This is a genomic window from Faecalibacterium intestinale (genome assembly GCF_040096575.1).
Taxonomy (GTDB): domain Bacteria; phylum Bacillota; class Clostridia; order Oscillospirales; family Ruminococcaceae; genus Faecalibacterium; species Faecalibacterium intestinale.
Window position 1 is genome coordinate 37,272 of the sequence record NZ_JBBMEN010000003.1, and the last position, 25,819, is coordinate 63,090.

The window sequence follows — 25,819 nt, forward strand, 5'->3', positions numbered from 1 at the left end:
GAAAGCCGTAGGTTTCTGCGGCCTGCCGGGTGGTGATGGTCTGTTTTATCGTTTGAAATAGATTATTGTTCTTGAAGATTTTCCTCCTTTACAGTTCCATGCCATGACTGCGCTTTTTCGGTTTGGTGCGTGTCTGCTCACGCTGCTTGATTTCTTCCTGTCGCTGCTGTAACTTTTGCAGAACAGACAGACGAGCATTTTCTTTGATTTTCTCGACAGCAGGCTTTTTGATTTCTGGCTTTATAAGGGCAGCTGTCAATCTTGCGGTAAGCCTGCTTACCGCTGCAACAATATTTTTTCGTAGCGTTATGATTTGGTATGTGGTGTAGTCCACTGTTTCCTTGCTTGCCTTTCGTCCCGGCTCTTTTAGCCAATCCAAATAAATATCGACCTGCTCCGTGCTTTCTCTTAGAGCATCCTTTGCAGCTTTTTCGGAAACAACCGCAACTGCTTTGTCATAGGCAATCGCAGAAATTTCTTCCAGAAAATTCTCGGTATCTTCGATTTGCTGAGAAAGCTCATCTATCCGTTTTTCCTGCTTTTGAATTTTCTTGTCGTTGCGCATAATCGTCAAAGACTGATATGTTGTGCGTCGAACTTGCAGAAGATTTTCATTCTCATGTTCCTGTTTCAAATTTTCAAGCTGGACGGTTTGCTCCTGCACAGCTTTTTCCTGTTGGGCAAGCTGCTCTTTTTGCTTTGCCATGATATAATCCTGCTTTTCCAGGTATGCCCGTCCACCGTATTCCGGCACTTCATCCAGTTCCAGACCGTGGCGTCTGGCAATCTCGAACAGCATCGTGCGGCAGGCTGCATCGAACGTGATCTTGCGGTTGTTGTAGCGGCCAAGGGGCTTGTCTGGCTTTGGCAGTTCAAAGCCAAGTGCTTCCAACGCTTTTTCCTGCTGTGGGGCAATTTCACCATATTTATTCTCACAGTCGAACACATGGCGTTCGTGGATGTGCGGCGTTCCCTCATCCAGATGTAACGCCCAATCCAGAATGTGGACGTGTTTGCCGAAACGCTCGTGGAACTCATCCATAAATTCTGTGGCGATTTGAAAAAGCTCTTTCGGGGAAGCATGACTTTCCAGCGTTCCCAACTGATAGATGCTTTCTTCGGGACAGGTCTTTTTGCTGGTTAGCAAATCTTCTGTTGAGCGGTTTCGTTCCGTGTGCCGGATTTTGGCGTTGCGCTCATTCTGCTTTTCGCTGAAGTTGGTGTAATGCAGTTTGTAATAGAGCTTTTCGACTTCTTCAAAGGTGTCGGCCAGACTGTCCTCACTCTTGGGATGCAGGGCAGAACGGATGCCGTTGTAGCAATCCCAATAGATGTTTTGCTGGACACGTTCCGGATTGATATGCTCGCTGTTGGCAATTTCAAAACTGCGGTCATTGTGCTTTGGATTGTAAGTGCCGTGCTTTCCGGCGCGGCCATTGTGTCGGGTCAGTTTCAGCGACCATCTCTCCTTTCTGGGGGTACGCAGAGGACGCCGTGCGCGAGATAGGGGCAACGCGGTGCAGCGAAGCTGCAAATCTGCCGCCTGCTGTGCGCCAGATAATACCCAGTAGGATATGACGCAGAGCATCACATCCACTGGGCAAGGCTGCCGCCCTTGACCCGCGCAAAGAGCTGCGCTCTCTGCACTCTTGCGCCGAACAACCTGACAGACAAGACTTTGCGAAGTCCTCTCTGCCAGCTTGCCCGATTCTTCTTCGGTGTCGGTCTGCCTGCAAGCGGTTCCTGCCCGATCTCCTCCGGCGTATGGCTTCTTCTTGGTGCGCTCGTGTCGTGGCGGCACTTCCCCGAAAAAGCATAGTGGCTTGCAGCCGATCATGCTGTTGTCAAAGTACAATGTTGTCTTGTAAGAAGTTGAGGGCTTTCAAAAATACCGGTAGGGCTGTTTTTTGAAAAGTAGTCCCTATACCCTATACAAACTTTAAGGGGTGTTTTTAAACTGGGTCTTTTAAAAGTTCAAAGAAAATTCATTTTTTCAACGTTCCCCTCTACCTATAACAATCTAAAATGGGTGTTTGGCAACCAGATTTTCAAATTTTGTTGAACTGCCTAATTTTAGAATATAGATTTTGTTCGATTTCCACTTATAGAACCAGAGGAAAGCTGTTTTACAAAAGATTTTGAAAACCCCTACACTAATAGGAATCCGCAGAGCTGTTTTGGAATACAGTTTTGGAAATTTCACAAATTTGGAGCAAAAGGAAAACGGCAAAGTTCGCAATGAAACTTTGCCGCTCTTGGGTGAGACTGTATTATTGTATTAACTGATACTGAAAAAAATCGAAGAGTTCTTTATTACTGTGATAGTAATCGGAAGCTGCACGCGTTAATTTTCCGCAAAGGCTATAAAGGTCCACCTTCATTCCACAATCCGAACGAGCACCATCGTGGTTTAACGCGAACTCAGATGAAGTTATGTGTTCATCATTGTTAATCACGAGAATAAAGTAGTCCATCTTGCAACGCTTTTCTGTGATTTTGTTATTGTCGATATTGGGAGTTCCTTGATGCAGCAAGCAATTTCTCAAACTGTAAACGACCTCACCACTTAAATACGAGAAATCTTCACTATGTGGTCCACTTGGAATTTCACGGAATCCAATATACTCATCATACCATTTCTTGTACCGCAGCCCAACATTCTGCTTTTTCCATTGGGGATATTTAGCTTTTCCACAAATATCCGGCAGGGTCAATGCCATTCCCAATGCTGAAATGTAGCAGTCATTTTCCAAGCAGATGTTAATCTCTTTGACAATACGGTCAACCATAAAATCACACCCTTTCCGGAAAGTTGATATAAGTGTTCCCTGATGTGCGTATTTTCATTCGAGAATAACGCTAGGACTAATGTCTTTCTACTCGAAATTCAATATTATTTTTTTGCGCATATTCAAGTGCATGGGAACCCAAGGCGCAGTAAATCAACAGATTGAGGTTTTGCCGCCTGCTCCCATAAATCACTGCATTCCCATTTGCTTTGTGAATTGGAACGTATTCAAAAAGATGTTCTCCAAGCAGAGTTACTGTTGATGGAACATGGAGTTCCTTTAGGCTAGTACAGCTTAGAAAAGCCCCCTGGCGAATACTTGTTAATCCAACATTCAATCGAATCATATTGAGTGAAGTGCATCCAAGAAAAGTCATTTCACCAAGGCTTTTTACATTTGGTGGTAATGCAATTCTTTGCAAACTTTCACAGAACGCAAATGCTCGATTGGAAATAATCTTAACGGTATTGGACAATTCAATTGTAGTAAGCCGCTCACATCCTAAAAACGCTTCCTCTGGCAAACATTCTATACTTGACAAAATCGAGGCACTCTTTAATTTTGAGCAATTTCTGAATGCACATTTTCCAATATATCGAATAGCTTCCGGCAAAATAATATGTTCTAGGGCTGTGTGCTCAAAAACTCCGGTAGGATTTGGTAGTGTATTAAGCTCTGAGCCAAGACGAACAAGGGACTGTGGGAGCAAACAGCTCTTCAATGCCGAACAATTAAAAAATGCGCTATCTTCAACGTAGCGAATTCCTTCTGAAAGTCGTAGATATTCGATTGTCGTACAACGTTGAAATGCACCTTTTCCGATACCAACAATATTTTTTCCGTCAATAATGCTAGGGATAATAACATTCTTAGAATTATGCCCATGATATCGGGAAATCTCAGCCGTCGCTAGAGTAAGAACTTTCAACTCATATTCTGGAGCAGTATTGACGATTTGATTAGAGTTTTCTGAATCTTGTGAAGCATTTGATTCAAAACTTGTAGGGCCAGACAACACACGAGAATCCTTAGCAGGAACTTCGTTTTTCTGAATCGCTACATTGTAGGCTTCAAGCCACAAAGCAAGTCCACGAAGTGCATATTGGGCCGGAAGTGCATACTCGACTTCGAGTTGGCGACAAAAAGCTTGTACCTGCAAGGCGTCAATGTTTTTAAGATGTTTGATTTTATCTGCTATGCCGCATTCGTATATATCCAAAACAATATTGATTTCTCGGCGTTCGCTGGGGTACAAGTCGCGCAGGATGGCAGATAGCTTTGCACGGCTCTCTAGACATTGTGGATACTGGTCAAGGATAATGCGTAAGTTCATAAAGATAGTTCAACCTTTGCATCCATATTTAATTTTTGTATCTCAAGTATAATCCATTGACAAAAACAGCAAACAGGATGACGCCAAGAAGATACTCTAGTGTCACAATCCAAAAACTAATACCATTACAGATTGTCAATCCGCTTTGCCCTGCAATCCCTGCCACTGCGTAAGCCAGACATTGTGATACCTTGCACTTGTTGGGACGAAGAATCACGAGCAGCACAAAGACGCTTCCAATCAATATACTACCTGCTTTAAAAACTCTCAGAGGCTTATAACCATATCCGCTGCAAAAATCAAAAACCTTTCCCATAATCTTACCAAGACCTTTTTCTTCTTGATATAATGCTTTAACAATATTATAGTTTGCTTCAGCTATTATTTGCGAATTTCCAGAATGCTCTGCTGATTTTACGATAATTTCCCATACAACTGAATTTTTATTATTAAAGGATTCTGGATCAAAATTGTAAGCATCGCTCCATTCCGTTGAGACCGAGGAAATATCTCCTATGTGACATTTTCCTTTCGCAATAAATTTTGAGATAGAACTATCTTCAACTTTAAGATTATTGACTTGACAATCGACTTCTAAGTTTCTAATTTGGCAGAACTGCCAAATATTAAGCGTATTCACCACTGCTACTACTTTTCCAACAAAACCACCATAAAAATAAAAATTTGATATAGTGCTTTCCTGAACATTCACATAATTGCATTGAATATATGTTTTTAATGTTTCAATATGGCAGGAACGAATATCGAAAACATTCATAGTGTAAGCAGTACAAGTGTCAGTTTGGCTATTCCTGCTCTTTAATACCTCATAGTGTCCATTCAGCCCAATATTCGCTTGTGCAATTTGACATTCAGCTAAAAGAATTTTTTCGCAATCCAGTTGGAGCAAGTCAGTTGTGCAGTCAACAAGATGAATGTTAACGCCAAATACCTGAAATGAATGAAGTTTCATTGGCATATTGTGAAATGCAAAAAAGCAAATCTCATCAGTTAAACTGTAGTTGCTCACGCATACTGATAGATTATCACTTCCTATTGTGAAGCAACAGCTGACGATTGTGCAAGTATCTACAGAAGGAAAAATTTTCTTTATCATATCATCACAGATAGATAAAAAACTATCCTTGTAGACAAACTCATTATCAACACTCTGCCCATTATTAAGTTCTAGCTTGATTTTCACAACTGTTTGCATCAAAAAATCTCCTTTAGTGGATTCTTAAATAATACTATGCGCCATTAGATAACGGCTGGTCTTATACTGCCAATTATCGTGATGAATGATTCTTTCCGTGGCGTACTGCAATAGTTCATTGTACAAGCTGTGCCGCAGTTCCGTATTATTCATGCGTTTAAGATATTTCTTGACAAATTTTTCAAAAATATCTTTGCGATAAATATATAACGGCCCCATGGTTTTCGTAGTAAACTCAATAATACTATACATTTCAAATTCGATTACAAGGCATTCGCTTGCAGATACACGATAAGCATCTGTACTATATGGAACATATTGGCTCCAGAATTGCAGACGTTCATCATTGCTGTTTTTGGAGAAGCTCTCTCGAATCAGAATATAATTCAGCCAGCGGTGATACTTGAGTTCCTGCTCAGGCGTGAAACCGGAAAAGAAATTCTTATACTTTAGCGTTCCTGCATCGCTGGTATAAATATTGCGAAGATAGGAGCCACACTGGTAGTATCTCTGAAAGTCCTCAACTTTCAGTTCTGTCAAGATATTCTTCAGGAACAGCTTTATAGAATCCGGAGAATACTTCTTCAAAGCAGGCAGCATATCCCGGTCAGAAATTTCAAGATAGCCTGTTCGATCACAGAAAGTAAGGTATTCCTGAATACAACGCTGTCCTAGCCGAGTGGATGGCATGATTCCCAACGTCATCAGACGGTCAGAAAAACGGATGCGGTCAGATTTTTGCCAACGCATACACTCTCTGCCGACTGCATAGGGGATATTTTTACTGGGAAACCACTGCATCATAGTGGTGTTTTCCAGTTTGGTGTTGGAAACGATTTTCTTTACCAGTTCAGGCTTGTCCTGTACGATACGATAAAGGAGATAACATAGATCTTGATTCGTGAAATAATCCTGCCAGAGAATAAAGAGCGACCGTGCGATTTCTTCATTTGCGCGCAGAAATAAAATCCTTGTCAGGTTGAGAAGCGGAAGATGCAGAGAGTTTGCTGGCACATAATTTGCCAGCAGCCGCACTTTGCGAATTGGAATGGTAATGGCTTCTCCATCTACATCTTCTTTGGGTAGTTTAGCCCACTGGCGCACTTCGTCTAAGAAGCTATTATCAAGCTGATAATTCTTGATTTCAGAACTTGTAGGATGTTCTTTCCGCACCTGCGCAGCAATAGCCGGAAGTTTAGAAGGCTTATAGCTTGTTTTCATTTTGTTTCCTCAAGCATTTCGGCAATCTGATTCATCATTTCCTCATCCTTTAAGCGGAACTTGATTTCCACACGGCGGGATGCCTGCATATCAACCGTTCCGTCCGCTGCATAAATAGGTGCACTCCACGAACGTCCATTTGCGGTCAGCAAAACACGCAGTTCTTCTAACTGGCTGTCCGAAAGAAAATGGTTGTTTTCATCCAGACAGTAGGACACGACGGCAAATGCACGGTTCTGCGACAATTGCAGGTTGTACATATAACCGCCATCCGTGTCAGTGTGTCCCTCAATGATGATTTCAGCGACATACGGTGAAAAATCCTTGCCCAGCAGAACCGAGAAATATTTCGGCAAAAACTCTGCAAGAAAAGCCTTGCCGGAATCCTGAAGTTTGTCATCGTTGTAGCCAAAGAGCAGCGTTGAATCAAAAGTGATTGCACCAGACTGTGCATCTACCTTGACGGAAAGGTCGTTACCAGAGAACTCTTTGCTCAGGGCATCAATCAGATCTCCACGAACACCCACAATCGTATCAATTTGCGACTGCTGATTCAGAATAATCTGTTCTTTTTCTTCCAGCTCGGCCTGCTTCGCTTCATAGGTTGCGCGGGTTTCCAGCAGGGTACAGGATAGAATCAGAATAAAGACCAGCAGCAATGCCGCCATCATGTCAGAGTAGGAAAGCCAGAAATTCAGCTTTTCGCCGTTTTTATTTCGTTTGGTATAGCGTCTCATTGACGATTCCCTTCTTCATCAGCCACAACAGGAGCCTTTTGCTCAACCAGTGCTGTCAGCTTTTCCATTGCATCCAGATAGGTCTGGGTCTGGCTTGTCAGTTTAGCGAGAACCGCTTCATACTGCTTCTGAGATTCACGGATAACGTGCGGCAGGGCCTCGGTAGTATCGCGCACATCGGCAATGGTGCCGCTCAGATGCTGCGAAATATCGGTCAGACTGCTGTCGAACGACGTAAAGGTGCGATCAAGTACATCATCCAGATTCTTATCCAGCAGCTTTGCCGCATTCTCCATGCCAGCAGTCGCAGACTGAATTTCGCTTGTAGTCTGACCTGCAAAATTGGACAGACCAGACACCTCTTTGTCCACAGCTTCCACCAATTTTTTGTGCTCTTGTTGTACAAAGTCGGAGAAGTCATTGGTGGCCTGCATCAAAGCTTCCGACTGTGCCTGTGTTGCCTTGATTGCTTCCTCAATCTGCTGCTTGCTATTTTGCATCACATTATTTGCCGCCTCGGAAATCACAGACATCTGCTCAGAGGATGCCTTTGTCAGTTCCATCAGCTGTTTGTGGTTTTCTTCGCTAAGCTGGGCGGCAGTGTTGGACAACAGCTGCATTTCGCTTTCAGCAGTCTGTGCCAGCGTTTCCATCTGCGAATGGCTGGCCTCAGTCAAAACCTTTGTAGATGCAGCCAGCGCGTCCATATCCTGCTTGGCAGCATCCACAATACCACTGATCTGGTCTTTGCAGTGATCCGACAGCATATCAACGGCCTGCTGTGCAGCCTCTGCTTCTTTTTTCACGTTGTCCGCCAAATCAGCAACGCGGCTTTCGCTTTCCACCAGTTTGTCCAGATAATTGGCTTGCCGTTCGCTGATTTCATTGCTGTTTGCAATCTGCTGCTGAATGAGTTCTGCTTCAGAATGGAGTTTTTCCTGATACTCCTTCAGAAGCGTGACAAAACCGTTCATTTCTTCAACGGTCTGATGGGAAACGGCATTGACCTTTTCAATTTCATTCGATGTATCGCAAATGCTATCCACAATTTTTTGCATCTGCTCAGTAGATGCTTTCTGCCATTCGCAAGTTTTCTGAATCGTTGCGGCCAGTTCATCAAACTGCCCACGCAGGGATTCGTTCATGCAGCGAATAAATTCCTGCACGACCTGATTCAGGCCATCTTTCTGCTGCTGGCTTGCAATTTCGCTGAACTCTTTAACAGTAGACTTCATTTCATCGAAAATCGGAACCAGCTCGGTACGCATGGTATTAGCGATAGAGGTGCTGACAGCTTCCGAAACGACGGTAGCAAAGTTTTTCATCAACTCGGTCTGCTGCTGTTGGTAACCCAAAAGCTGGTTTTCGGCATTACTGGAAGAGCCATCTAGATTCTTGTCATGGAATGCAGTTACAAAATCTTCAAGGCTTTGATTTGTGCTGTCGACGTACTTTTTATAGATATGTGAAAACGCAAGAGATAGTAGCACACCAACAATACTTGTCAAAAAAGCTGTACTCATGCCACCAAGAAGGTGGGTGATACTAACCATAACAGCATCTGTAGTGGATGTGTCAAATCCACCAACACCGAGAACTAAGCCAACAAAGGTTCCTAAAATTCCAAGGCCAGTCATAGTTCCGGGAACCAATTCACAGAATCCGGTGTGTCCCAATTCGTCTAAGAATTCCCCGTTAAAGAAATCTGTAATATCGACAAAAGGAGCCGCAAAACTAGTGCTTTTTGTTCGCTGATACGCAGCTCGATACTCTTCAAGTTTGGCGTTTAATTTATCAGACTGAAATAATTTGTTTTGCTCGCTAATCGTTCCGTCAAGATACTCCTGTAAATCAATAACAGCCTGGGCATCGGTTTTAATTCTTTTCCCTATTAATGCAAAGTCTTTCTGATATTTTGATAGATTGACAATATGGTAGAATCCACATCCAACAAAAAACGCCATGAGTGCATAAATTATAATTGACACCAACAGGTTTAGACTCATAGTAGTCTGGCTCCTTTATAAATTCAATTCAATTTCAGCGGTTTCTATCGCGGTGCCATTTTTACAGACACACCGGATTTTATATTTAATTGTCTTTCCACCCTGAGCGGCAGCATCCAGATACATGGTCTGCTCCACAGGAAGCTCCGCAAGAGTTGTCCATCCATAGACATCCGAGTATTTCTGGACAATATATTTTTCTGCTTCAAAAAGCATACTCCATTTGAGTTGGAGGCCAGAAAAGGTAAACTGCAACTCTCGAATTTGAAATACAGGTGGCTTGCTTGGGGCAATCAGCTGAATATCTGCGGAATGTGCAATATCTTTTCCAGATTCATTCAATCCCCGGATTGCATAAGTATAGCAGCAGTTAGCTTCCACATCGTAATCCTGATACCGTGGAATAGGGAAAGAACCTTCCTTGATTTTGACAGGTTGCTCTGATTCTTTTGCCCGCCAGATTTCATAGCATTCGATTTCCGATTGTTTTTTCCATTGAAGCCGAATGCCCATGCGAATAGAATCCTGCGAAATTGATTCGATCTTGAGCAGATTTTCAGCTGGATTCTGTTGTGGCTTTATCGGAATTGCAGGTCGTGCGGTAGATTCAGCGGAATTTATGCGAGATTCTCTGCACTCGTCAGCATCATTAAGTGCACGATAAAGAATATCTGCATCAACGCTGTCTTGCCAATAATCAATAGCATTCTTAGCTGCGTTTTCCAGCATGGCATACTGGCTGACAAGACCTGTCGTGATTTTCAGCCTATCATCTGTTGAAATCGGATTGCTGAGTTGGATGGCTTCTAGTATTCCAAGTTCATAGGCTGCTTGCAATACGCGAAACTTCGGCAAGTCATTCTTCAGAGCATCTTTTAGCAAACTTAATGTTCGGGTTTTATCTTTGAGTGCCGCTGGACACTGTTTCAGATATCTTCCAAATTCGGTCATGATCTTTCCTCACACACAACACAAAAAGGCCCACGCCATATCTGGCGAAGACCTTTTGACGAATCAATGTGAAATTCCTTGAGTTTCCTGCATTACTTCCGATTTTGCCGCATCCTGAATGGAAATCAAGTCATTAGCATCGGGATCAAGTGCAGCTGCATCCTCAGCTTGTATCGCAACATTTCCCACAGCATCGCGTTCCAGTGCGTTCAGTCTGGCTTGCAGTGACTTCCATTCAGCCTGCGCCTTATAAAGAGCGACCTCCGATGCTTTTAGACCAGCTTCAGCATCCAGCAGACGTTCCGCCAGTTTCTGAAGTTCCGCCCGGTTTCGCTCCATGTTGTTTTCAATATAGTTTTTCTTCTCGATGGCAGATTGATGGGTGCGCTCTGCCTTTTCTAATTGGGCTTTCAGCCGGATTTCTTCGCCGCACAGCCTAATTTTAGCGACTGAATCTTCAGAAAGATCCGTGCGAATAATGCCTGCAATGGAAACATCATCACCGCTGCCCCGTCTGGTGATTTTTGGCAAGTAGTCACGGACTTCATTGCTACCAATTTCTGTACCATGTTCTGCAAAGATAATGAAAATGTTGCGATACAGTTCATGCAATTCTATCTCAGAGGAATAGCTGTCATCAATGCCATCACTTCCGATAAAAATTGCAGCAGGGAAATCCTTTTGAATTATATAACGAAATTCTTCAATCGCATCACTGTCACAGATGCTGGTGGTGATATTCTGTTCACAAGCTTCATCCCATGGGATAGGCTCGCAAAGCGTCCCGTTTTCCAGCAATTCAACGCATTTTCCATCTCCAATATGGATGCCAAACCAACCCTCGTTGGTCATGCAGACTGCAATCAGGGTCGTTCCATAAGCCTTGGCATTATATTGCCCGGAAGCGTACCGTTGCTTATATTTCTCTGATACTTTTGCCAGTTCTTCCGGCTGGAATGGTTCACAGGCAACATCATTTTCTACCTGCGTATACCACCGAGCAAGAATATTTTTGGAAACTTGAATCAATTCGGTTTCAGAATCAGGAACAGTGGACAGATGATTTTCCCGCGCTTCCTGTACAAAGGCCTTGATAGCTGTCAAAGCCGCAGAAACCGCAAATTTACTGCCACGGTCTGTGCGAATATAGTTATCGCTGCCGTGACCGTCTGCCACAGCGATAATGCATACATCTTCAAAGTGGCACTCACCGGATGCATCCTGACAAACCTTGTTTGCTTTAATATGGTTATAGCCTTGTACAGAATGAGCGAACTGGTAATATTCAGCCATAATTTGACCTCCCACCGAGAATCAGCTTTTACCAGTTGCCCCAATCCTGATCCAGTGAAACATCAATGGCACCAGAGTCACCACCAGAAACAGGGCTGTTCTGAGAAGCATCCTGCTTAATCTCATTGACGGCATCCTGTGCAATTTTGGCACTATCATCCTCGGCACTGGAGGTCGTATCACCGGATTGCTTGCTGTGACTCTGGAACTCCGATGCGCGGACACTGACCTTGCGAATCAGAGCTTTCAGCGTGTGCTTATCATTGACCGTAATGACGGACTCAATCGTTCCGGTAAACTCGGCCAGAACCGCCTTATCTGCATCGTCGCCGATGGCAATAGCAATTTTAATAGCGTGTTTGAACCAGTTGTTCAGCTTCAGCTGCTTCAGTTCCTTTTCCCAGTTGTCCGTGGGGCCGCCATCACTGAACAGCAGAATGACCGGAGCATACGCTCCTGTCTGGCTGTTCAAATACTCATTGCGAGAGAGTTTTTTATCCAGCTCCTTACAGGCTGCGCCCAAATCGGTCACGCCGCCTGCGTTCAGATCGTTCCAGATCACATCTCCAATAGCAATAGGACCACTCTGCGGAGTGATCCACGAACAACCACTGCTGAACTGCATGATGGCCACTTTGATTTCAGCATCATCGTTTGCTGCGCTGATCTCCGGCAAATCACTGGTAATGGCTTCTTCCATTGCGCTGTTGACGCTGCCGATTTTGCTTCCGCACATACTGCCGGAGGTATCGACCACATAAAACAGCGTCATGACTTTTCGAGGGGCAGGTGCTACGTTATCCAACAGAGACATTTTTCTTCACCTTTCTCTTTTACTTGATAATTCCAGAATCATTTGTTCCACCAAGGAAATGGATTTCAAATCCAGCGCGAACGGGTACAACTTGCTGTGGCGGCAGGGGACGCTGAGAACCATCTGGCAGATTTACGCTCCAAGTGCGCTGGCTGAGGTTTCGGAAGCCAAGTAGTTTCGGATCTTTCGGATTCTTCACTACTTCGGCTACCTGTGTGCGGATATCTTCCAGAGAGCTGTCCACTGTCCACAAACTGATTTTCAAGCCGGGGAAGATAGGCAAAATCTGATTTTTGATTTGCAGCGCATTTGCAATGGAAATCTTTTTGCTGCATTCCATGCAGGGAATATCGTGGCTTCCCCTGAATGTATAAAACGTTTCCTGCCCACAGTGTGGGCAGCGGCCAATTTCCGTGCGCAGGCGGATAAAAATATCCAGCCACTCTTTTTCCAGAATGCGTGGCTTCTGCTTCATCATTACATCATGACTGAATGCACGGATGAACGCTTCTTTTACATAGTCCGGATAAACATTCCAGAACAGTTTCAGATTATGGTCGGTTCCCGGAATCGGACGGTTTTCCGATGTGGATGGGTCATAGACAAAAATCGGAGCACTACCATAATATTTTTGCTCTGCTTCTTTGGTCATACAGGGAGGGGTGCTGTAACGGCCTTCCAATGGGTGATTGATAAACAACAGCCGAAATAGCACTACGGCCAGACTGAATCGGTCGCTGTTTTTGTCCGGGTCATTCTTACCCATAACAATTTCCGGAGCCATCCAGCGCTGCTTACCCATAATGCCAAGATTGGTTCCGAATGGACTGACATTATCATTATCGCAAATCAGCACATCGCCATTTTCCGGATTGATAAAGAAGTTGCCGTTGTTGATATCCTGATAACTGTACCCATTATTGTGCAGAGCACGGAAGGCTTCGATAATATTGATTGCTGCCGTACAGAGGGCGTAGAAACTTTTGAAACGCGCCTGTTTTTGCTTTCGGCCACCCACAAAAAAGTTGGTCAGTTCTTCGTAACCAGACGGGCGCATATCCATCAGATAACCAAACTGGTCGTTATAAACTTTGGTAATGGCTTTTGGCCAGAGAAAAGCATCCGTTGGCGCACCATTGCTGATATTGTTTTCGAGGTTCTTATAGAAGTCATTTTCCTTTCCCTTGAAAACTCCCGGATGATACCATTTCAGAGCATAGGTTTTACCGTTGTACGATACCTTGTAGACTGTGCCCTGACCACCAGAACCAAATTCATCCAGAACCTCAGCCTGTCCCCCAGCTTGAATATCCAGCTTATCATGTACTTTTAGATTTCCCATATTGCAATACCCTTTCGATGATTTACGTCATAATTTGAAGCGTTTGTACTGCCAGATCCGCACGAGGCAGAATAAAGTTTATGACCTTTTGCCCAAATTGAAGCCCAATCGCATTGGAATAGGGATGAAATGCAGAAAGTGAACCAATGGTTTTTTCTAGGCCGCCTTTCTGCGAGGTGAAAATGATGCGCTTGTTGGTAATATAAAGGTATCCCGGTATGTAGTCGACCTTGGTTTCCGTTACCGGGATAGATTCACTGCTGCCCATGTGGTATCGAACGCCCTTGAAAAAGACACTTGGCATACTGGTACCGCCGGATTTTCGGACATTTCGAGTGATGCTTGTCTCGACCATTTCATAGCTCTTGTCTACAAAGCAGCATTTTTCGCCCTTTTTGAGCATCAAGTTAGGCACATTCAGTTCTGCCAGACTGCCACTCTCAATCCGGGAGATTGCAGCAGAAGGAAGAACCGTCTGACTGGCAGAGAAAGTCGGCATGGGTTTCTGTTGTTGCTTGTTGAAGATACTCATAATCTTTTACCGATCTCCACTGCTTCGGATGCCAGAGCCGTCATAACCCAAACTGACAACACCATGTACTCCGCACCATCCACAGGAGAACAACCTAGAACCATTATAGCAATTCAATTTTCCACAGGTGCCGCATATTACGAAGGTAGTTGCTTTACAGTAAGGACATCCGGGATAATCTTCTGTTGGCTCAATCTTACCAATAATTGTGGTTTCATCGTAGCCTTCATGTTTTGCGGCTGATTCTTTGATAGGAAACGCCCATGTGTACTTCCAGTGCTTCTTGCCAGTCTTTTCAAAGCGGACACCGTAGGCTTTGTGGACTTTTCCGCATTTGCAAAGAGCAACTGTTGCTTCTATGCCATTCGTCATAACTTTTCCCTATTGCTCAATTGTACAGGTGTGGTTTGTGTGAATTTTATGTAACAATTATAATGCTTTTACAATAGAGCGTCAATGAGAATGCAAATATATTCCATTTTGCATTCAAAATATTTTGAAATTTATGCCTTTACATCAATTTATAGCGATAGTCTGTAAACATAAGAGGGGCAGATACCAAGTTATACGGTATCTGCCCCTCCGACATTATGCAAAGATCAATTTGGCCTTAATAACTTCCTCCGCTCGGTTCTGGATACTGTTCATCCTACGCACCCATTCCATTTGATTTGCGGCTTTCAGTTCTTCGTTCACACCCTCACGTTCAGCTATCTGCTGAGTAAGCAACTCCAACTGTTCCTCTGCCTGTGCATCAATGTCAGCCAGATAGCTGTTCAATCTGCCAGACAGCAGGAGGGCCTGATACCGTGCTGAATGATGTTCTTTAAGATACCGTTTGTACATTCTACCCCAACGACCAACAGGGCGAGAATCCTCTGCCAAAATCAAGGCAGGAAAGTAGTAATCTCCGACCAGCACATAGTCCAGCCCATTATTTTCATCATGCAATCTAGTGTTCGGCTTTTCCATTGCACACCTCAAATCTTTCTCTGCTGGCGCAGGTACTCTTCAAAAATGCTTCTCCGAATTAGAATCTTCCGGCCAATCTTATAGATAGCCCCACATTCATGTGCCATCCGGGTGACAGGTTTCAATCCCAGCCCATAATAATCGCTTGCCATGCTGTAAGTCACGAACTCATGCCGCATGAAGTCCATATCTTCATCGTCGATCTGGTCAGAAAACATCCACACACTGCCGCTCACTCGTCCTCGACCTCCTCCGCGGTAATTTTTCTTGCAGGTTCATGGAAGCGTTCCAAATAGGCATCAAAAATCTCCCGGTTGATAAGTACCGTGCTGTCGAAGCGGTAGATTGCCCCGGCATCGCTGGCAAGCTCCAGCAGCTTCTTGTGGGATAAGCTGTACACGATTTCTGCCTGCTGGTAGCGCAGGAACTGGCGGCGCAACTTGCGAAGCTGGTCAGGAATTTCTTTCATGGGTTTGATAGTCTTATAGTCGTTTTTCATAATCTTATCCTCCGTTTTTTTGTGACTGTCTGACAGAAGTTGGCCGCAGGAGCAAACAAAAAGAGCACTTCTCAGATGATTCCAAGAAGTGCTCTTACAGCTTTGTTCAAGCCTTGTGCGTTTTTATCTGAAATCCGTCACGCTTCATAACGGGACGTGATTCTTCAGGATTTTGCTGTCAAATTGATGTCAAAACAGGGATAACACAGTTTTTGCAAGAAAATCAGAAGTCAAATCTTTCGTTTCTATGTTAATTTTCTTGTAGCTCACTGGTCGATGGGCTTCATCGTGGGGAACAGCAGCACGTCGCGGATAGAGGCGCTATCAGTAAGCAGCATCACCAGACGATCCACGCCGAAGCCCAGACCGCCCGTGGGGGGCAGGCCGTACTCCAGTGCGTTGACGTAGTCGTAGTCCACCTGTGCCTTGCACTCGGGCTCCAGCGCCTTGCGCTCGGCCACCTGACGCTCGAAGCGGCCCTTCTGGTCGATAGGATCGTTCAGCTCGCTGAAGGCGTTGCCGTACTCGGTGCAGTCGATGAAATACTCAAAACGCTCAGTGAAAGCGGGGTCATCCGGCTTGCGCTTGGCCAGCGGGCTGATCTCCACGGGGTAATCGTAGATGAAGGTGGGCTGGATCAGCTTGTCCTCCACAAAGGCGTCGAAGAACTCGGCCAGAATGGCGCCCTTGGTGGGCACCTCGGGCAGCTCCACGTTGTGTGCCTTGGCGGCGGCGATGGCATCTGCATCGGTCTGCCAGTCGTTGAAGTCCACGCCGGAATACTTCTTCACGGCTTCCACCATGGTCAGGCGCTCCCAGTGGCTCATGTCGATCTGCTTGCCCTGATACGGGATGACCAGACTGCCGCAGATCTTGAGGGCAAGGCGCTTGTACAGCTCCTCCACCAGATCCATCATGCCGTGGAAATCGGTAAAGGCCTGATACAGCTCAATGGTGGTGAACTCCGGGTTGTGCTTGGGGTCCATGCCCTCGTTGCGGAAGATACGGCCCACCTCGTACACGCGATCCATGCCGCCCACGATCAGGCGCTTGAGGTACAACTCGGTCTCGATGCGCAGCACCATGTCCATGTTCAGGGTGTTGTGGTGGGTGTAGAAGGGGCGTGCGGAAGCACCGATCTCGAACGGAGTCAGGATGGGGGTATCTACCTCCAAAAAGCCCTTCTCGTCCAGATAAGCGCGGATCTCCTTCAGGATGCGGCTGCGCTTGATGAAGGTGTCCTTCACCTCCGGGTTTGCGATCAGGTCCACATAGCGCTGACGGTAACGCATCTCGGTATCGGTCAGGCCGTGGAACTTCTCGGGCAGGGGGCGCAGGCTCTTTGCCAGCAGGGTCAGCTCAGTGGCGCGCACGCTCAGCTCGCCGGTCTTGGTGCGGAACACCTCGCCCTTCACGCCGATAATGTCGCCCACGTCCAGCTTTTTAAAGGCGGCGTAGGCATCGTCACCCAGCTCGTCGCGGCGGACGTAAAGCTGGATATCGCCCTTGTCGTCGCGCAGGTGGGCAAAGCTTGCCTTGCCCATAACGCGCTTGGACATCATACGGCCTGCCAGTGCCACCAGCTTGCCGCTGTCGGTCTCGTTGGGCAGCTCCTTAAATTCTTCCTTCAGGTCGGCAGAATAAGCGTCCTGCGGGAACTTGGTCAGGGTAAAGGGGTCGTTGCCGGCGGCCTGCAGGTCGGCCAGCTTCTGGCGGCGCACCTGTACCTGCTCGCTCTCGGACAGACCCGCAGCGGGGTTTCTCTTTTGCTCTTCCATGGTTACTCCTACTTAGTTTGCAGAATGGGTGATGGCCAGCACGGTGTATTCCACGGTCTGGCCGGTGGGCAGCAGCACTTCGACCTTTTCGCCCACAGCCTTGCCCATCAGGGCATGACCCACGGGGCTCTCATCGCTGATCTTGCCGTTGAAGGCGTCAGCTTCGGTGCGGCCCACGATATCGTATTCCTCGGCCTCGTCCTCGCCGGTCTCACGGATGGTGACGTGGGTACCAACGGAGACGTTATCCACGCTCAGCTCGCTCTCGTCGATTATAACTGCGTTCTTGATGGTCTGCTCCAGCTCGGTGATGCGGTTCTCCACCAGACCCTGCGTATTCTTGGCCTCGTCGTACTCGCTGTTCTCAGACAGGTCGCCGTGGCTGCGGGCTTCCTTGATCTCTTCAGCCAGCTCCTTGCGGCGGACAGTTTTGAGGTATTCCAGCTCCTCCTGCATTGCCTTCAGACCGGCAGCGGACATCTTGATCTCTTGTGCCATTTGAGAATCTCTCCTTGTTATTAGCTGTATTTCTTTCGCGCAGCCACAAAGCCGCACAGGAATGCCATTTTGACTACACTATTATAATAGCAAGCCGGTGCCTTGTCAACAAAAAAGGCGGCAGTATGGAGGAAAAAGCGGCGCTTGCCGTGTGCCTTTTCCATGCCGTCCCGGAAATCGTGCTCTCTCCCCTGCTTACATGAAAATGCGATCCCGGAAAGTCCGCAGACCTTCCGGGATCGCTCTGACATCTTTTTGCTCAGACCAGCTTCGGCACCTCTGCGGTCAGCAGCTCTGCCAGCCGGGCGTGACCCTTGCGGGTCAGGTGCATAAAGTCCACCTCGTTGAACTCGCACTCGGCGGCGTCCATAAAGTGCACGCCCTGCCGCTCGGCTACGATGCGCAGCTGCTCGGCGACCCCGCGGGATTTCTCCACGCAGCCTGCGCCCATGACGGCATCGTGGAAGCCATCCTTGATGCAGGGCGGTGCCACCACCAGAATGTTGGGCGCCTTGCCGCCCCAGCAGTCCACGCTCTTCGCCTTGAGCAGCAGCCGCTCCATGCCCGCGCCGATGCAGGCAGCGTTTGCACCAAAGCGCTCCTTGACGTCGTTCGTGCCCAGCATGATGATGAGCAGGTCGATGACTTCGTGGCTTTTGAGCAGGGCGTAAGCCACGCTCAGTGCATCCATGGACTCATGCAGCGGGTCCACGAACACGGTAGTGCGGCCGGAAAGTCCCTCCTCTGTGACCAGATACTCCTCGCCCAGCGCCTTTTGCAGGCGGCAGGTCCAGCGCTCGTCCTCGTTGAAGCGGATGCCGTGGTCGGCGCAGTCGTTGGGGTCGGCGCAGTAGCCGTGGGTGTTGGAATCACCCAGACAGAGAATATGCTTTTTCATAACCAAATCACTCCTTTTCCATCGTCTGCCGGAAGTAGTACACAGCACCCACCATCCCGGCATCGTTGTGCAGCTGCGCGGCACGAATTTCCAGTCCTTCGGCAAAGGCGGGCATGACAGCAGCCTTTACCTTGGCGGCAATGGGGTCGATGAGCAGCTTCTGCTGGGCAGATACGCCGCCGCCGATCAAAATCAGCTGCGGGTTGAAGATATGCACCATGCCCGCCAGTCCCTGCGCGATCTCGTCCGTCCATGCGTCCAGCAGCGCCAGCACGGTCTCGTTGCCCGCTTCTGCGGCGGCAAAGATGGCGCGGCCATCCTTCCATGCCGGGTCCTTTTCCTGCGCGGCGCGCACCAGAGCGGTGGTGGCGGCGTAGCGCTCCCAGCAGCCCTTTGCGCCGCAGGTGCAGTCCACGCCGTCCAGCGCGTGGGTGCGGTAGTGACCCAGCTCGCCGCCCAGACCCCGCGCGCCTTCCAGCAGACGTCCTCCGGTCAGGATGCCGCCGCCCACGCCGGTGCCCAGTGTCACGCCGATGACGTCCGTATAGCCCTGTGCACCGCCGCCCCACACCTCGCCCAGCGTCATGCAGTTGGCGTCGTTGGCTACCGTGACCGGCAGGCCGAAGGTCTTTTCCAGTTCCGCTTTAATAGGTGCGCCGATGTAGTTGGGCAGATTGCCGCAGGTGCCCGCCACGATGCCCTTGCGGCTGTCGATCTGCCCGGTGGCAGACACGCCGATGCCCGCAAGGCTTTCCGCCGGGACGCTCTGCGCGGCAAGGAATGCCTGTGCAGCTTTGAGCACGGTGGTCAGGATGGGGGTGCGGTAGCCGTCAAAGCTTACGCTCTCCTCAGCTTTCGCCAGCACCATGCCGGCTTCGTCCACGATGCCCAGCTTGACGGCTGTGCCGCCGATGTCGATACCAAGATAGTGTTTCATAGCAGGCACTCCCCTGTGTTATTTTTTTGCGGCGTTGATGGCACCGGTAAAGCGTGCGGTGATCTCTGCCGGGCGGGTAATGGCACCGCCCACCACCAGCGCAAAGGCACCGGCTTCCAGCGCCTTGACCGCCTGCTCCGGGTAGTGGATGTGACCCTCGGCAATGATCTTTGCCGGGCACTCTGCGGACAGCTTGCGGATGAAGTCAAAGTCGATATCGTCAATGCCGGTGGTTTCGGGGGTGTAGCCGCGCATGGTGGTGCCCACAAAGTCGGCACCGGCTTCGGCGCAGAGCATGGCGTTTTCAAAGTTATCGCAGTCCGCCATCACCAGCTGTTCGGGGTACTTTGCCTTGATGGCGCGGATGAACTGCGCAGAGGTAGAGCCGTCCGGGCGCAGCGCACCGGTGCCCTGCACGGCAAGGATATCCACCCCGCAGGCCACCAGCTCGTCCACTTCCTTCATGGTGACGGTAATGTACATGGGCGTGCCGGGGTAGTCCTTTTTGATGATGCCGATGACCGGCAGGTCCACCACCTGCTTGATCTGGGTAATATCCCGCACGGTGTTGGCGCGGATGCCCACAGCGCCGCTCATGGCGGCAGCTTTCGCCATCAGGGGCATCACGCCGCCCTCCTTGGTATACAGCGGCTCGTGCTCCAGCGCCTGACAGGACACGATGAGCCCGCCCTTGATCTGTGCAAACAGCTTTTCCTTATCCATGGTCTTACTCCTCCATTCTGATCTTGACAACGGCCTTGCGCACGCTGACGCATCCGTGCTGTACAAGGCCGGGTTTATGCAGTTCCTCCGGGAAGAACAGTACAAATCGACCCTCGCCCAGTGCACCGGTCACTACGCTGGCGCTAGCCTGAAAGCCGCAGTCCCCGGTAAACTCCCCGATCTCCGCGCCGGGCAGATTGGTGTAGCCCCAGCCCTCGCTGCCGGTAAGGTCTACCTGTAAATCAGCATAAAGCTTGTGGTACTCCGGGTGGTAGCCCGCATCCGGGTGCAAGGTGGCGTCCATCAGGTTGATGAACACCTTGTCCCCGTCCACCTCGGTGCGCCCCAGCGGCAGAGCGGCAAGGTCGTGGGTAAGCAGATAGTCAATGGCGGTATCCAAGTTGGGGTGCAGTCCCCTGTACCGTACCAGATGCTGCAGGGTATCGCAGATCATTTGCGTTTCCTCCAATAAAAGAAGCGCCCGCCTCCCCTCTGGAAAAGAGACGGAGAGGGGCGCTTTTATTTTGTTACAGCTTTGCGATGGCGGCTTCGATCATGGCCTGTGCCGCGGCAACGATGGACTCATCCTCGGGGATCAGGCCGGGCATCGGGGCGCGCACGCTGCCCAGTTCCAAGCCGTACATCCGGCGCAGGATCTCCTTTTGCACCGCATACAGGTTGCCGTGGGCAGAGCACATCTTGTAGATGATGCGGTTGGCCTCGTACTGGATGGCACGAGCCTTTGCGATCTCGCCCTTTTCCAGATGGGCGTTCATAGCCAGATACAGCTCCGGCATCACGGCGTAGGTGCCGCCGATGCCGCCGTCTGCACCGATGACGCGGCCGGAAACAAACTGCTCGTCCGGGCCGTTGAACACCACAAAGTTGCCCTCGCCGCGGGCGGCAATACCAGCATCCTTGAACATCTGGATGTCCTGCGTGGGCATGGAGCTGTTCTTCACAGCCACCACGTTTGGGTTCTTCAGCATCTCGTTCAGCAGGCTCATGGTCAGCGCCGTGCCTGCCAGCTGCGGGATATTATAGATGACGAACTCAGTGTTCGGGGCGGCAGCGGACATATCGTTCCAGTATTTGGAAATGGCGTACTCTGGCAGGTGGAAGTAGATGGGCGGGATGGAGGCAATGGCGTCCACGCCCACGCTCTCGGCGTGACGTGCCAGCTCCATGCTGTCGGCGGTGTTGTTGCAGCCGACGTGAGCGATCACGGTCAGCTTGCCCTTGGCCTCGCTCATCACGGCTTCCAGCACTGTCTTGCGCTCATCGACGTGCTGGTAGATGCACTCGCCGGAGGAGCCGCCCACATACACGCCCTTGACGCCCTTGGCGATCAGGTGGCGGGTCAGCGCCTTGACACCCTCCACCGAAATGTTGCCCTCTGCGTCATAGCAGGCGTAAAAGGCAGGGATGACACCCTGATATTTTTTGATATCTTTCATGTTTCAAGCCCTTCTTTAATTATAATTGTAAGTTGTATCATGCTCGTACGCTTTTCAGTTCGGGCAGCGGCATCAATGCCCTCTTGCGGTGCCCTGCATCCGCTTCGACCCTTGGGCGGGTCTCGCGTCTTGCAGACCGCTGCGCCAAAAATTTCTCCCTGAACATCAAGCTCGTACGCTTTTCAGTTCGGGTAACGGCATCAGCGCCCTCTTGCGGTGCCCTGCATCCGCTTCGACCCTTGGGCGGGTCTCGCGTCTTGCAGACCGCTGCGCCAAAAATTTCTCCCTGTTTCGGCCGCAGGCCGCGGTCGAAATTTTAGCCTTTAACAGCACCCATTGCGATGCCTTTGGTAAAGTACTTCTGGAAGATGAGGAAGATGATGATAATCGGCACAGCAGCCAGTGCAGCACCTGCCATGATCAGACCAAAGTCGGTGCTGTTTTCTGCCTGCAGCTTTGCAATGCCCAGCGAGATGGTCAGGTTGCTGGTGCTGGACAGCATGATCAACTGCATGAAGTAATCGTTCCAGCTGTTGATGAAGGTAAAGATGGCCAGTGCACCGATACCGGGCTTGACCATGGGCAGCACGATCTTGACAAAGGTGCGTGCCTCGCTGGCACCGTCAATGCGGGCAGCTTCCAGCATTTCGGTGGGGATGCCCTCACTGAACTGCTTCATCAGGAACACGCCGAACGGCCAACCCACGATGGGGAAAATGACCGCCCAGATGGTGTTGTACAGGTTCAGTGCGCTCATCTCCCGCAGCAGGGGGATCAGGATGACCTGCTTGGGCAGTGCCATAGCGCAGACGATGAGGGTGAACAGCAGCTTGCGGCCCACAAAGCGCTTTTTTGCCAGCGCATAACCGGCCATGGCGGCGGTCAGGCAGGTAAGGATCATGGACATGACGGCCATGAACACGGTGTTGATCATCCAGCGGATGGCGGCGGGAGCCATGGGACCCACCGAGAAGTAGACAGGCTCGCCGTTGGCGCTGAACTTGGAGCCGAAGGGCACAGCCAGCTGCCATAGCGGGGCACGTTTCCCGGCAAACAGTTTCTGGTAGTTGGTCAGCACCCACTGGCTGGGCCACCACTCCGGGGTGGTCGCGTTGATGGCTGCGCCGGTCTTGAAGGAGCCGGTGATGATCCAGTACAGCGGGAAGGCGAACAGCACCGCCATAATGCTGATGAGGATGATGGCCAGAATGGCGTAGGCGCTCATCTTTTTCAGTTTACTGGGATGGCGCTCCAACGGTTTTTGCTTTTTTGCAGCAGTTGCACGCATTGTTCCGCACCTCCTTAATTATCCTTGTTGCCCAGCTTGAACTGGACAGCAGACAGAATGGCGATGATCACCGCCAGCACCACGCCCATGGCGTTGCCGTAGCCGTACTTGTACTGCTTGAACGCGGTGTAGTAGATGTAGTACATAATGGTATCGGTCTTGTGGTTGGGGCCGCCGGAGGTCAGCAGCTGGATCAGTGCAAAGCACTGGAAGGAGTTGATGGTGGTGATGACCAGGATGTACAGGGTGGTGGGCATGATGGCGGGCCACTTGATCTTCCAGAAGCACTGGAAGTCGGTAGCGCCGTCCACCTCGGCAGCTTCCACGATGGACTGATCCACGTTGCCCAGTGCCGAAACGTACAGCACGATGGGCTGACCTACGGAGGTGGTGAGCAAGATCAGGATGATACAGCCCAGTGCAAACCGCTCGTCACCCAGCCAGTTGATGTTCTTGTCCAGAATGCCAAGGCTCTTGCCCAGATAGTTGAAGATGCCGTAGTAGTTGTTGTACATCCACTTCCACACCACGGTAACGGCGACAGAGCCGGTGACCACGGGCAGGTAGAACACGCAGCGGAAAAGGCTTGTCGCCCACTCCGGCAGGTCCACGATGGCGGAGGACACCCACAGCGAGAAGATGCAGGTGATGGGCACCGACACGATGACGATGACGAAGGTGTTCTTTAATGCACCAAGGAAGATGGGGTCGGCAAACAGGGTCTTGTAGTTTGCCAGACCCACAAAGATATCCGCGCGGTTCATGGTGGAGTCAAAGAAACTGGTCACCACGCAGAGGATCATGGGGTAGATGACGAAGCCCAGAAAGAAGATCAGGCTGGGCAGCAGGAAGCAGTAGGAGGCGAAGGTTTCGCGCCGTACCAGCGCACTGCTGCGTTTGGGCTCTTTCATTGCCGTCTTTGCAGCCAAGAGGATCACCAGACCTTTCGTTTGAGAGTGTTTTTTCCGTAAAAAGGCCCCTCCCTCACCCGGAGGAAGGGGCCTTGCGGTTCAGCTGTGATGCAGTTCAGAGAAACTGGCGCTTATGCCTCGGCAGCAGCGGCTGCGTTTGCGTTGTCCACAAAGGTCTTGACGGCAGTCTCGACGGCTTCGCCGGAGCCCACGCGCTGCAGCATATTCCACCACTCGGTGCGGGCAGTGGTCCAGCCCGGGGTGATCTGGTAGTAGTCGCCCAGATAGCCCATGAACTTGCTGTACTCGCTCATGACCTCGTTGCCGGCGTAGATATCGCCCACGCTGGTGCGGACGGGGAAGTAGGTGGAAGCCAGCACGCTGTCCTTGACCTGAGAGGGGTCGGCAGCAATAAAGTCGATGAAGGTCTTTGCAGCCTTGATCTTGGCCTCGTCGCCGTTATCAAAGATGCCGAAGCCCCAGATGCCGCCGCACAGCTTCGGGTCGCCACTTTCGGTGGGGAATGCCATGGGGAAGATCTCGTCGCCGCTGATGGTCTGGCCTGCGGCAGCGGTGTCAGCGTTCAGCTGCTGTGCAATGTTCCAGCAAAAAGCCATCTGCAGGGTGCCGTTGCGGAACAGGGTGATCTCCTCGCCGCCGTTGATGGAGGGATCAAAGTTGACGCCCTTTGCATCGTACAGAGCCTGAATGGCCTTGATGTTCTCGGCAGAGTCGGCGGTGTACTTGGTGTGGGCTGCATCGGTAAAGGTGCCGCCGTACATATTATTGATGATGGCGCGGGTGCCCTGATCGCCGCCCTGACCGCTGCAGTAGATGGCTGCCACATTCTCGTAGCCGCCCTTGTACAGTGCGTCCACGGTCTTGAGGAAGCCGTCGGTGCTCCAGGTGTGCTTGTCGGTATCAATGTACTGGTCAGCGCCCACTTCCTTGACCTTGGTCATGTTCACTGCCATGCAGTGTGCGGTCATGCACAGGGGGTACTCGTAGTAGTCGCCCTTCTCGTTGTGGCAGGCAGACTCTACAGAAGCGTAGATGTCCTTCTTGGCGTCATCGGTCCACAGATCGTTCAGCGGAGCCATAACGCCCTTGGCACCCCAGTTGGCCACCAGACGCTCGGGGCCTTCCATGACCAGATCGGGTGCGCTGCCGCCCTCGATGGCGGTGTTCACCTGATCGTCGCCGTTGGTGTAGTCCAGATACTCCACGGTCACCTTGATGTCGGGGTACTTTGCGTTGAAGCTGGAGATCAGGTTCTGGACGGTATCGTCATTGCCCCAGCCGCCGATGGGGTATGTCCACAGCTTGATGCTTGCGCCGGTGCTGGCTGCACTAGCAGCAGCAGAGGAAGCGGTGGAGGAAGCAGCAGTGCTGCTGGAGGCGGAACCGCCGCAGGCGGCCAGTGCGCCGGCAGCGCCCAGAATACCGGCAGCCTTCAGGAACGAACGGCGGGAAATGCAGTTTTTCATGGTAGATTCTCCTTGTTCATCTTCTTCGACCCATCAGGGATCGTGCTCCGTTTTGCTCGTAGCGGCTGCTCGTGTCCGCAGCCGTTGTTTGTAGCCTAATTATAGAAAATAATTTTCATTTTGTCCATTCATTCTTT

Annotated in this window: 26 protein-coding genes; all 26 read right to left on the reverse strand. The window is 49.9% G+C overall.

Features of this window, described 5'->3' with window-relative positions; all coding sequences use genetic code 11:
- Nucleotides 1-88 precede the first annotated feature (88 nt).
- Entirely contained in the window at nt 89-1,855 is a 1,767-nt protein-coding gene (locus WMO20_RS03480; RefSeq protein ID WP_349185858.1) for a plasmid recombination protein, read from the reverse strand.
- Nucleotides 1,856-2,270: 415 nt separating this feature from the next.
- Complete coding sequence (locus WMO20_RS03485; RefSeq protein WP_349185859.1) at nt 2,271-2,789, reverse strand: hypothetical protein; 519 nt, start codon at nt 2,787-2,789, stop codon at nt 2,271-2,273.
- A 76-nt stretch (nt 2,790-2,865) separates the two neighbouring features.
- A complete protein-coding gene (locus WMO20_RS03490) occupies nt 2,866-4,122 on the reverse strand; it encodes a leucine-rich repeat domain-containing protein (RefSeq protein WP_349185860.1) in 1,257 nt (418 codons plus the stop codon).
- Nucleotides 4,123-4,150: 28 nt separating this feature from the next.
- Nucleotides 4,151-5,338 (reverse strand): hypothetical protein, encoded by a 1,188-nt coding sequence (locus WMO20_RS03495; RefSeq protein WP_349185861.1) that lies wholly within the window; start codon nt 5,336-5,338, stop codon nt 4,151-4,153.
- A gap of 24 nt (nt 5,339-5,362) precedes the next feature.
- Entirely contained in the window at nt 5,363-6,559 is a 1,197-nt protein-coding gene (locus tag WMO20_RS03500) for a hypothetical protein (protein WP_349185862.1), read from the reverse strand.
- Complete coding sequence (locus WMO20_RS03505; protein ID WP_113620836.1) at nt 6,556-7,296, reverse strand: OmpA/MotB family protein; 741 nt, start codon at nt 7,294-7,296, stop codon at nt 6,556-6,558. Before WMO20_RS03505 ends, WMO20_RS03500 begins: the two co-directional genes overlap by 4 nt.
- Nucleotides 7,293-9,302, reverse strand: coding sequence for a hypothetical protein (locus WMO20_RS03510; RefSeq protein WP_349185863.1), 2,010 nt, complete (start codon nt 9,300-9,302; stop codon nt 7,293-7,295). The genes WMO20_RS03505 and WMO20_RS03510 overlap by 4 nt, the downstream gene beginning before the upstream one ends.
- Before the next feature lie 15 nt (nt 9,303-9,317).
- Complete coding sequence (locus tag WMO20_RS03515) at nt 9,318-10,253, reverse strand: fibronectin type III domain-containing protein (protein ID WP_349185864.1); 936 nt, start codon at nt 10,251-10,253, stop codon at nt 9,318-9,320.
- Between the two features lie 63 nt (nt 10,254-10,316).
- Nucleotides 10,317-11,546: a protein phosphatase 2C domain-containing protein gene (locus WMO20_RS03520; protein ID WP_349185865.1), complete on the reverse strand. Its 1,230-nt coding sequence runs from the start codon at nt 11,544-11,546 to the stop codon at nt 10,317-10,319.
- Nucleotides 11,547-11,574: 28 nt separating this feature from the next.
- A complete protein-coding gene (locus WMO20_RS03525) occupies nt 11,575-12,360 on the reverse strand; it encodes a vWA domain-containing protein (protein WP_243120177.1) in 786 nt (261 codons plus the stop codon).
- A 19-nt stretch (nt 12,361-12,379) separates the two neighbouring features.
- Nucleotides 12,380-13,702, reverse strand: a complete 1,323-nt coding sequence (locus WMO20_RS03530) for a protein kinase domain-containing protein (protein WP_349185866.1) — start codon at nt 13,700-13,702, stop codon at nt 12,380-12,382.
- 22 nt (nt 13,703-13,724) lie between these two features.
- Nucleotides 13,725-14,234 carry a hypothetical protein gene (locus tag WMO20_RS03535; RefSeq protein ID WP_349185867.1) on the reverse strand — a complete coding sequence of 170 codons (510 nt, stop codon included), beginning with the start codon at nt 14,232-14,234 and terminating at the stop codon, nt 13,725-13,727.
- Nucleotides 14,235-14,240: 6 nt separating this feature from the next.
- Complete coding sequence (locus WMO20_RS03540) at nt 14,241-14,606, reverse strand: TerY-C metal binding domain-containing protein (protein WP_349185868.1); 366 nt, start codon at nt 14,604-14,606, stop codon at nt 14,241-14,243.
- A gap of 216 nt (nt 14,607-14,822) precedes the next feature.
- Entirely contained in the window at nt 14,823-15,206 is a 384-nt protein-coding gene (locus WMO20_RS03545; RefSeq protein WP_349185869.1) for a TnpV protein, read from the reverse strand.
- 8 nt (nt 15,207-15,214) lie between these two features.
- Complete coding sequence (locus WMO20_RS03550) at nt 15,215-15,442, reverse strand: DUF6462 family protein (RefSeq protein ID WP_005920629.1); 228 nt, start codon at nt 15,440-15,442, stop codon at nt 15,215-15,217.
- Complete coding sequence (locus WMO20_RS03555; RefSeq protein WP_112148723.1) at nt 15,439-15,705, reverse strand: DUF6462 family protein; 267 nt, start codon at nt 15,703-15,705, stop codon at nt 15,439-15,441. Before WMO20_RS03555 ends, WMO20_RS03550 begins: the two co-directional genes overlap by 4 nt.
- A 266-nt stretch (nt 15,706-15,971) precedes the next feature.
- Nucleotides 15,972-17,483 carry a lysine--tRNA ligase gene (gene lysS / locus WMO20_RS03560; protein WP_349185870.1) on the reverse strand — a complete coding sequence of 504 codons (1,512 nt, stop codon included), beginning with the start codon at nt 17,481-17,483 and terminating at the stop codon, nt 15,972-15,974.
- 12 nt (nt 17,484-17,495) lie between these two features.
- Complete coding sequence (gene greA / locus WMO20_RS03565) at nt 17,496-17,981, reverse strand: transcription elongation factor GreA (RefSeq protein WP_055186361.1); 486 nt, start codon at nt 17,979-17,981, stop codon at nt 17,496-17,498.
- Between the two features lie 259 nt (nt 17,982-18,240).
- Nucleotides 18,241-18,879, reverse strand: coding sequence for a GDSL-type esterase/lipase family protein (locus tag WMO20_RS03570; RefSeq protein WP_349185871.1), 639 nt, complete (start codon nt 18,877-18,879; stop codon nt 18,241-18,243).
- A 7-nt stretch (nt 18,880-18,886) separates the two neighbouring features.
- Nucleotides 18,887-19,816 (reverse strand): ROK family protein, encoded by a 930-nt coding sequence (locus WMO20_RS03575; protein WP_349185872.1) that lies wholly within the window; start codon nt 19,814-19,816, stop codon nt 18,887-18,889.
- An 18-nt stretch (nt 19,817-19,834) separates the two neighbouring features.
- Complete coding sequence (locus WMO20_RS03580; RefSeq protein WP_097783200.1) at nt 19,835-20,539, reverse strand: N-acetylmannosamine-6-phosphate 2-epimerase; 705 nt, start codon at nt 20,537-20,539, stop codon at nt 19,835-19,837.
- Between the two features lie 4 nt (nt 20,540-20,543).
- Nucleotides 20,544-20,993: a NanQ anomerase/TabA/YiaL family protein gene (locus WMO20_RS03585; protein ID WP_349185873.1), complete on the reverse strand. Its 450-nt coding sequence runs from the start codon at nt 20,991-20,993 to the stop codon at nt 20,544-20,546.
- A 73-nt stretch (nt 20,994-21,066) separates the two neighbouring features.
- A complete protein-coding gene (locus tag WMO20_RS03590; RefSeq protein ID WP_349185874.1) occupies nt 21,067-21,996 on the reverse strand; it encodes a dihydrodipicolinate synthase family protein in 930 nt (309 codons plus the stop codon).
- Between the two features lie 316 nt (nt 21,997-22,312).
- Complete coding sequence (locus WMO20_RS03595) at nt 22,313-23,284, reverse strand: carbohydrate ABC transporter permease (RefSeq protein ID WP_097785621.1); 972 nt, start codon at nt 23,282-23,284, stop codon at nt 22,313-22,315.
- Nucleotides 23,285-23,298: 14 nt separating this feature from the next.
- The gene (locus tag WMO20_RS03600) at nt 23,299-24,195 is read right to left on the reverse strand and encodes a carbohydrate ABC transporter permease (protein WP_256266809.1); all 897 of its coding nucleotides are present in this window, start codon (nt 24,193-24,195) and stop codon (nt 23,299-23,301) included.
- 131 nt (nt 24,196-24,326) lie between these two features.
- Nucleotides 24,327-25,682, reverse strand: a complete 1,356-nt coding sequence (locus WMO20_RS03605; protein WP_349185875.1) for an extracellular solute-binding protein — start codon at nt 25,680-25,682, stop codon at nt 24,327-24,329.
- Nucleotides 25,683-25,819 lie beyond the last annotated feature (137 nt).

What these genes read in the sequence shown, in the direction of transcription:
- WMO20_RS03515 (WP_349185864.1), bottom strand. Translation starts at nt 10,253, where the DNA reads ATGACCGAATTTGGAAGATATCTGAAACAGTGTCCAGCGGCACTCAAA.
- WMO20_RS03595 (WP_097785621.1), bottom strand. Translation starts at nt 23,284, where the DNA reads ATGCGTGCAACTGCTGCAAAAAAGCAAAAACCGTTGGAGCGCCATCCC.
- WMO20_RS03505 (WP_113620836.1), bottom strand. Translation starts at nt 7,296, where the DNA reads ATGAGACGCTATACCAAACGAAATAAAAACGGCGAAAAGCTGAATTTC.
- WMO20_RS03585 (WP_349185873.1), bottom strand. Translation starts at nt 20,993, where the DNA reads ATGATCTGCGATACCCTGCAGCATCTGGTACGGTACAGGGGACTGCAC.
- WMO20_RS03545 (WP_349185869.1), bottom strand. Translation starts at nt 15,206, where the DNA reads ATGGAAAAGCCGAACACTAGATTGCATGATGAAAATAATGGGCTGGAC.
- greA (WP_055186361.1), bottom strand. Translation starts at nt 17,981, where the DNA reads ATGGCACAAGAGATCAAGATGTCCGCTGCCGGTCTGAAGGCAATGCAG.
- WMO20_RS03510 (WP_349185863.1), bottom strand. Translation starts at nt 9,302, where the DNA reads ATGAGTCTAAACCTGTTGGTGTCAATTATAATTTATGCACTCATGGCG.
- WMO20_RS03535 (WP_349185867.1), bottom strand. Translation starts at nt 14,234, where the DNA reads ATGAGTATCTTCAACAAGCAACAACAGAAACCCATGCCGACTTTCTCT.
- WMO20_RS03520 (WP_349185865.1), bottom strand. Translation starts at nt 11,546, where the DNA reads ATGGCTGAATATTACCAGTTCGCTCATTCTGTACAAGGCTATAACCAT.
- WMO20_RS03485 (WP_349185859.1), bottom strand. Translation starts at nt 2,789, where the DNA reads ATGGTTGACCGTATTGTCAAAGAGATTAACATCTGCTTGGAAAATGAC.
- lysS (WP_349185870.1), bottom strand. Translation starts at nt 17,483, where the DNA reads ATGGAAGAGCAAAAGAGAAACCCCGCTGCGGGTCTGTCCGAGAGCGAG.
- WMO20_RS03605 (WP_349185875.1), bottom strand. Translation starts at nt 25,682, where the DNA reads ATGAAAAACTGCATTTCCCGCCGTTCGTTCCTGAAGGCTGCCGGTATT.
- WMO20_RS03500 (WP_349185862.1), bottom strand. Translation starts at nt 6,559, where the DNA reads ATGAAAACAAGCTATAAGCCTTCTAAACTTCCGGCTATTGCTGCGCAG.
- WMO20_RS03490 (WP_349185860.1), bottom strand. Translation starts at nt 4,122, where the DNA reads ATGAACTTACGCATTATCCTTGACCAGTATCCACAATGTCTAGAGAGC.
- WMO20_RS03555 (WP_112148723.1), bottom strand. Translation starts at nt 15,705, where the DNA reads ATGAAAAACGACTATAAGACTATCAAACCCATGAAAGAAATTCCTGAC.
- WMO20_RS03495 (WP_349185861.1), bottom strand. Translation starts at nt 5,338, where the DNA reads ATGCAAACAGTTGTGAAAATCAAGCTAGAACTTAATAATGGGCAGAGT.
- WMO20_RS03600 (WP_256266809.1), bottom strand. Translation starts at nt 24,195, where the DNA reads ATGAAAGAGCCCAAACGCAGCAGTGCGCTGGTACGGCGCGAAACCTTC.
- WMO20_RS03530 (WP_349185866.1), bottom strand. Translation starts at nt 13,702, where the DNA reads ATGGGAAATCTAAAAGTACATGATAAGCTGGATATTCAAGCTGGGGGA.
- WMO20_RS03590 (WP_349185874.1), bottom strand. Translation starts at nt 21,996, where the DNA reads ATGAAAGATATCAAAAAATATCAGGGTGTCATCCCTGCCTTTTACGCC.
- WMO20_RS03575 (WP_349185872.1), bottom strand. Translation starts at nt 19,816, where the DNA reads ATGAAACACTATCTTGGTATCGACATCGGCGGCACAGCCGTCAAGCTG.
- WMO20_RS03540 (WP_349185868.1), bottom strand. Translation starts at nt 14,606, where the DNA reads ATGACGAATGGCATAGAAGCAACAGTTGCTCTTTGCAAATGCGGAAAA.
- WMO20_RS03570 (WP_349185871.1), bottom strand. Translation starts at nt 18,879, where the DNA reads ATGAAAAAGCATATTCTCTGTCTGGGTGATTCCAACACCCACGGCTAC.
- WMO20_RS03525 (WP_243120177.1), bottom strand. Translation starts at nt 12,360, where the DNA reads ATGTCTCTGTTGGATAACGTAGCACCTGCCCCTCGAAAAGTCATGACG.
- WMO20_RS03580 (WP_097783200.1), bottom strand. Translation starts at nt 20,539, where the DNA reads ATGGATAAGGAAAAGCTGTTTGCACAGATCAAGGGCGGGCTCATCGTG.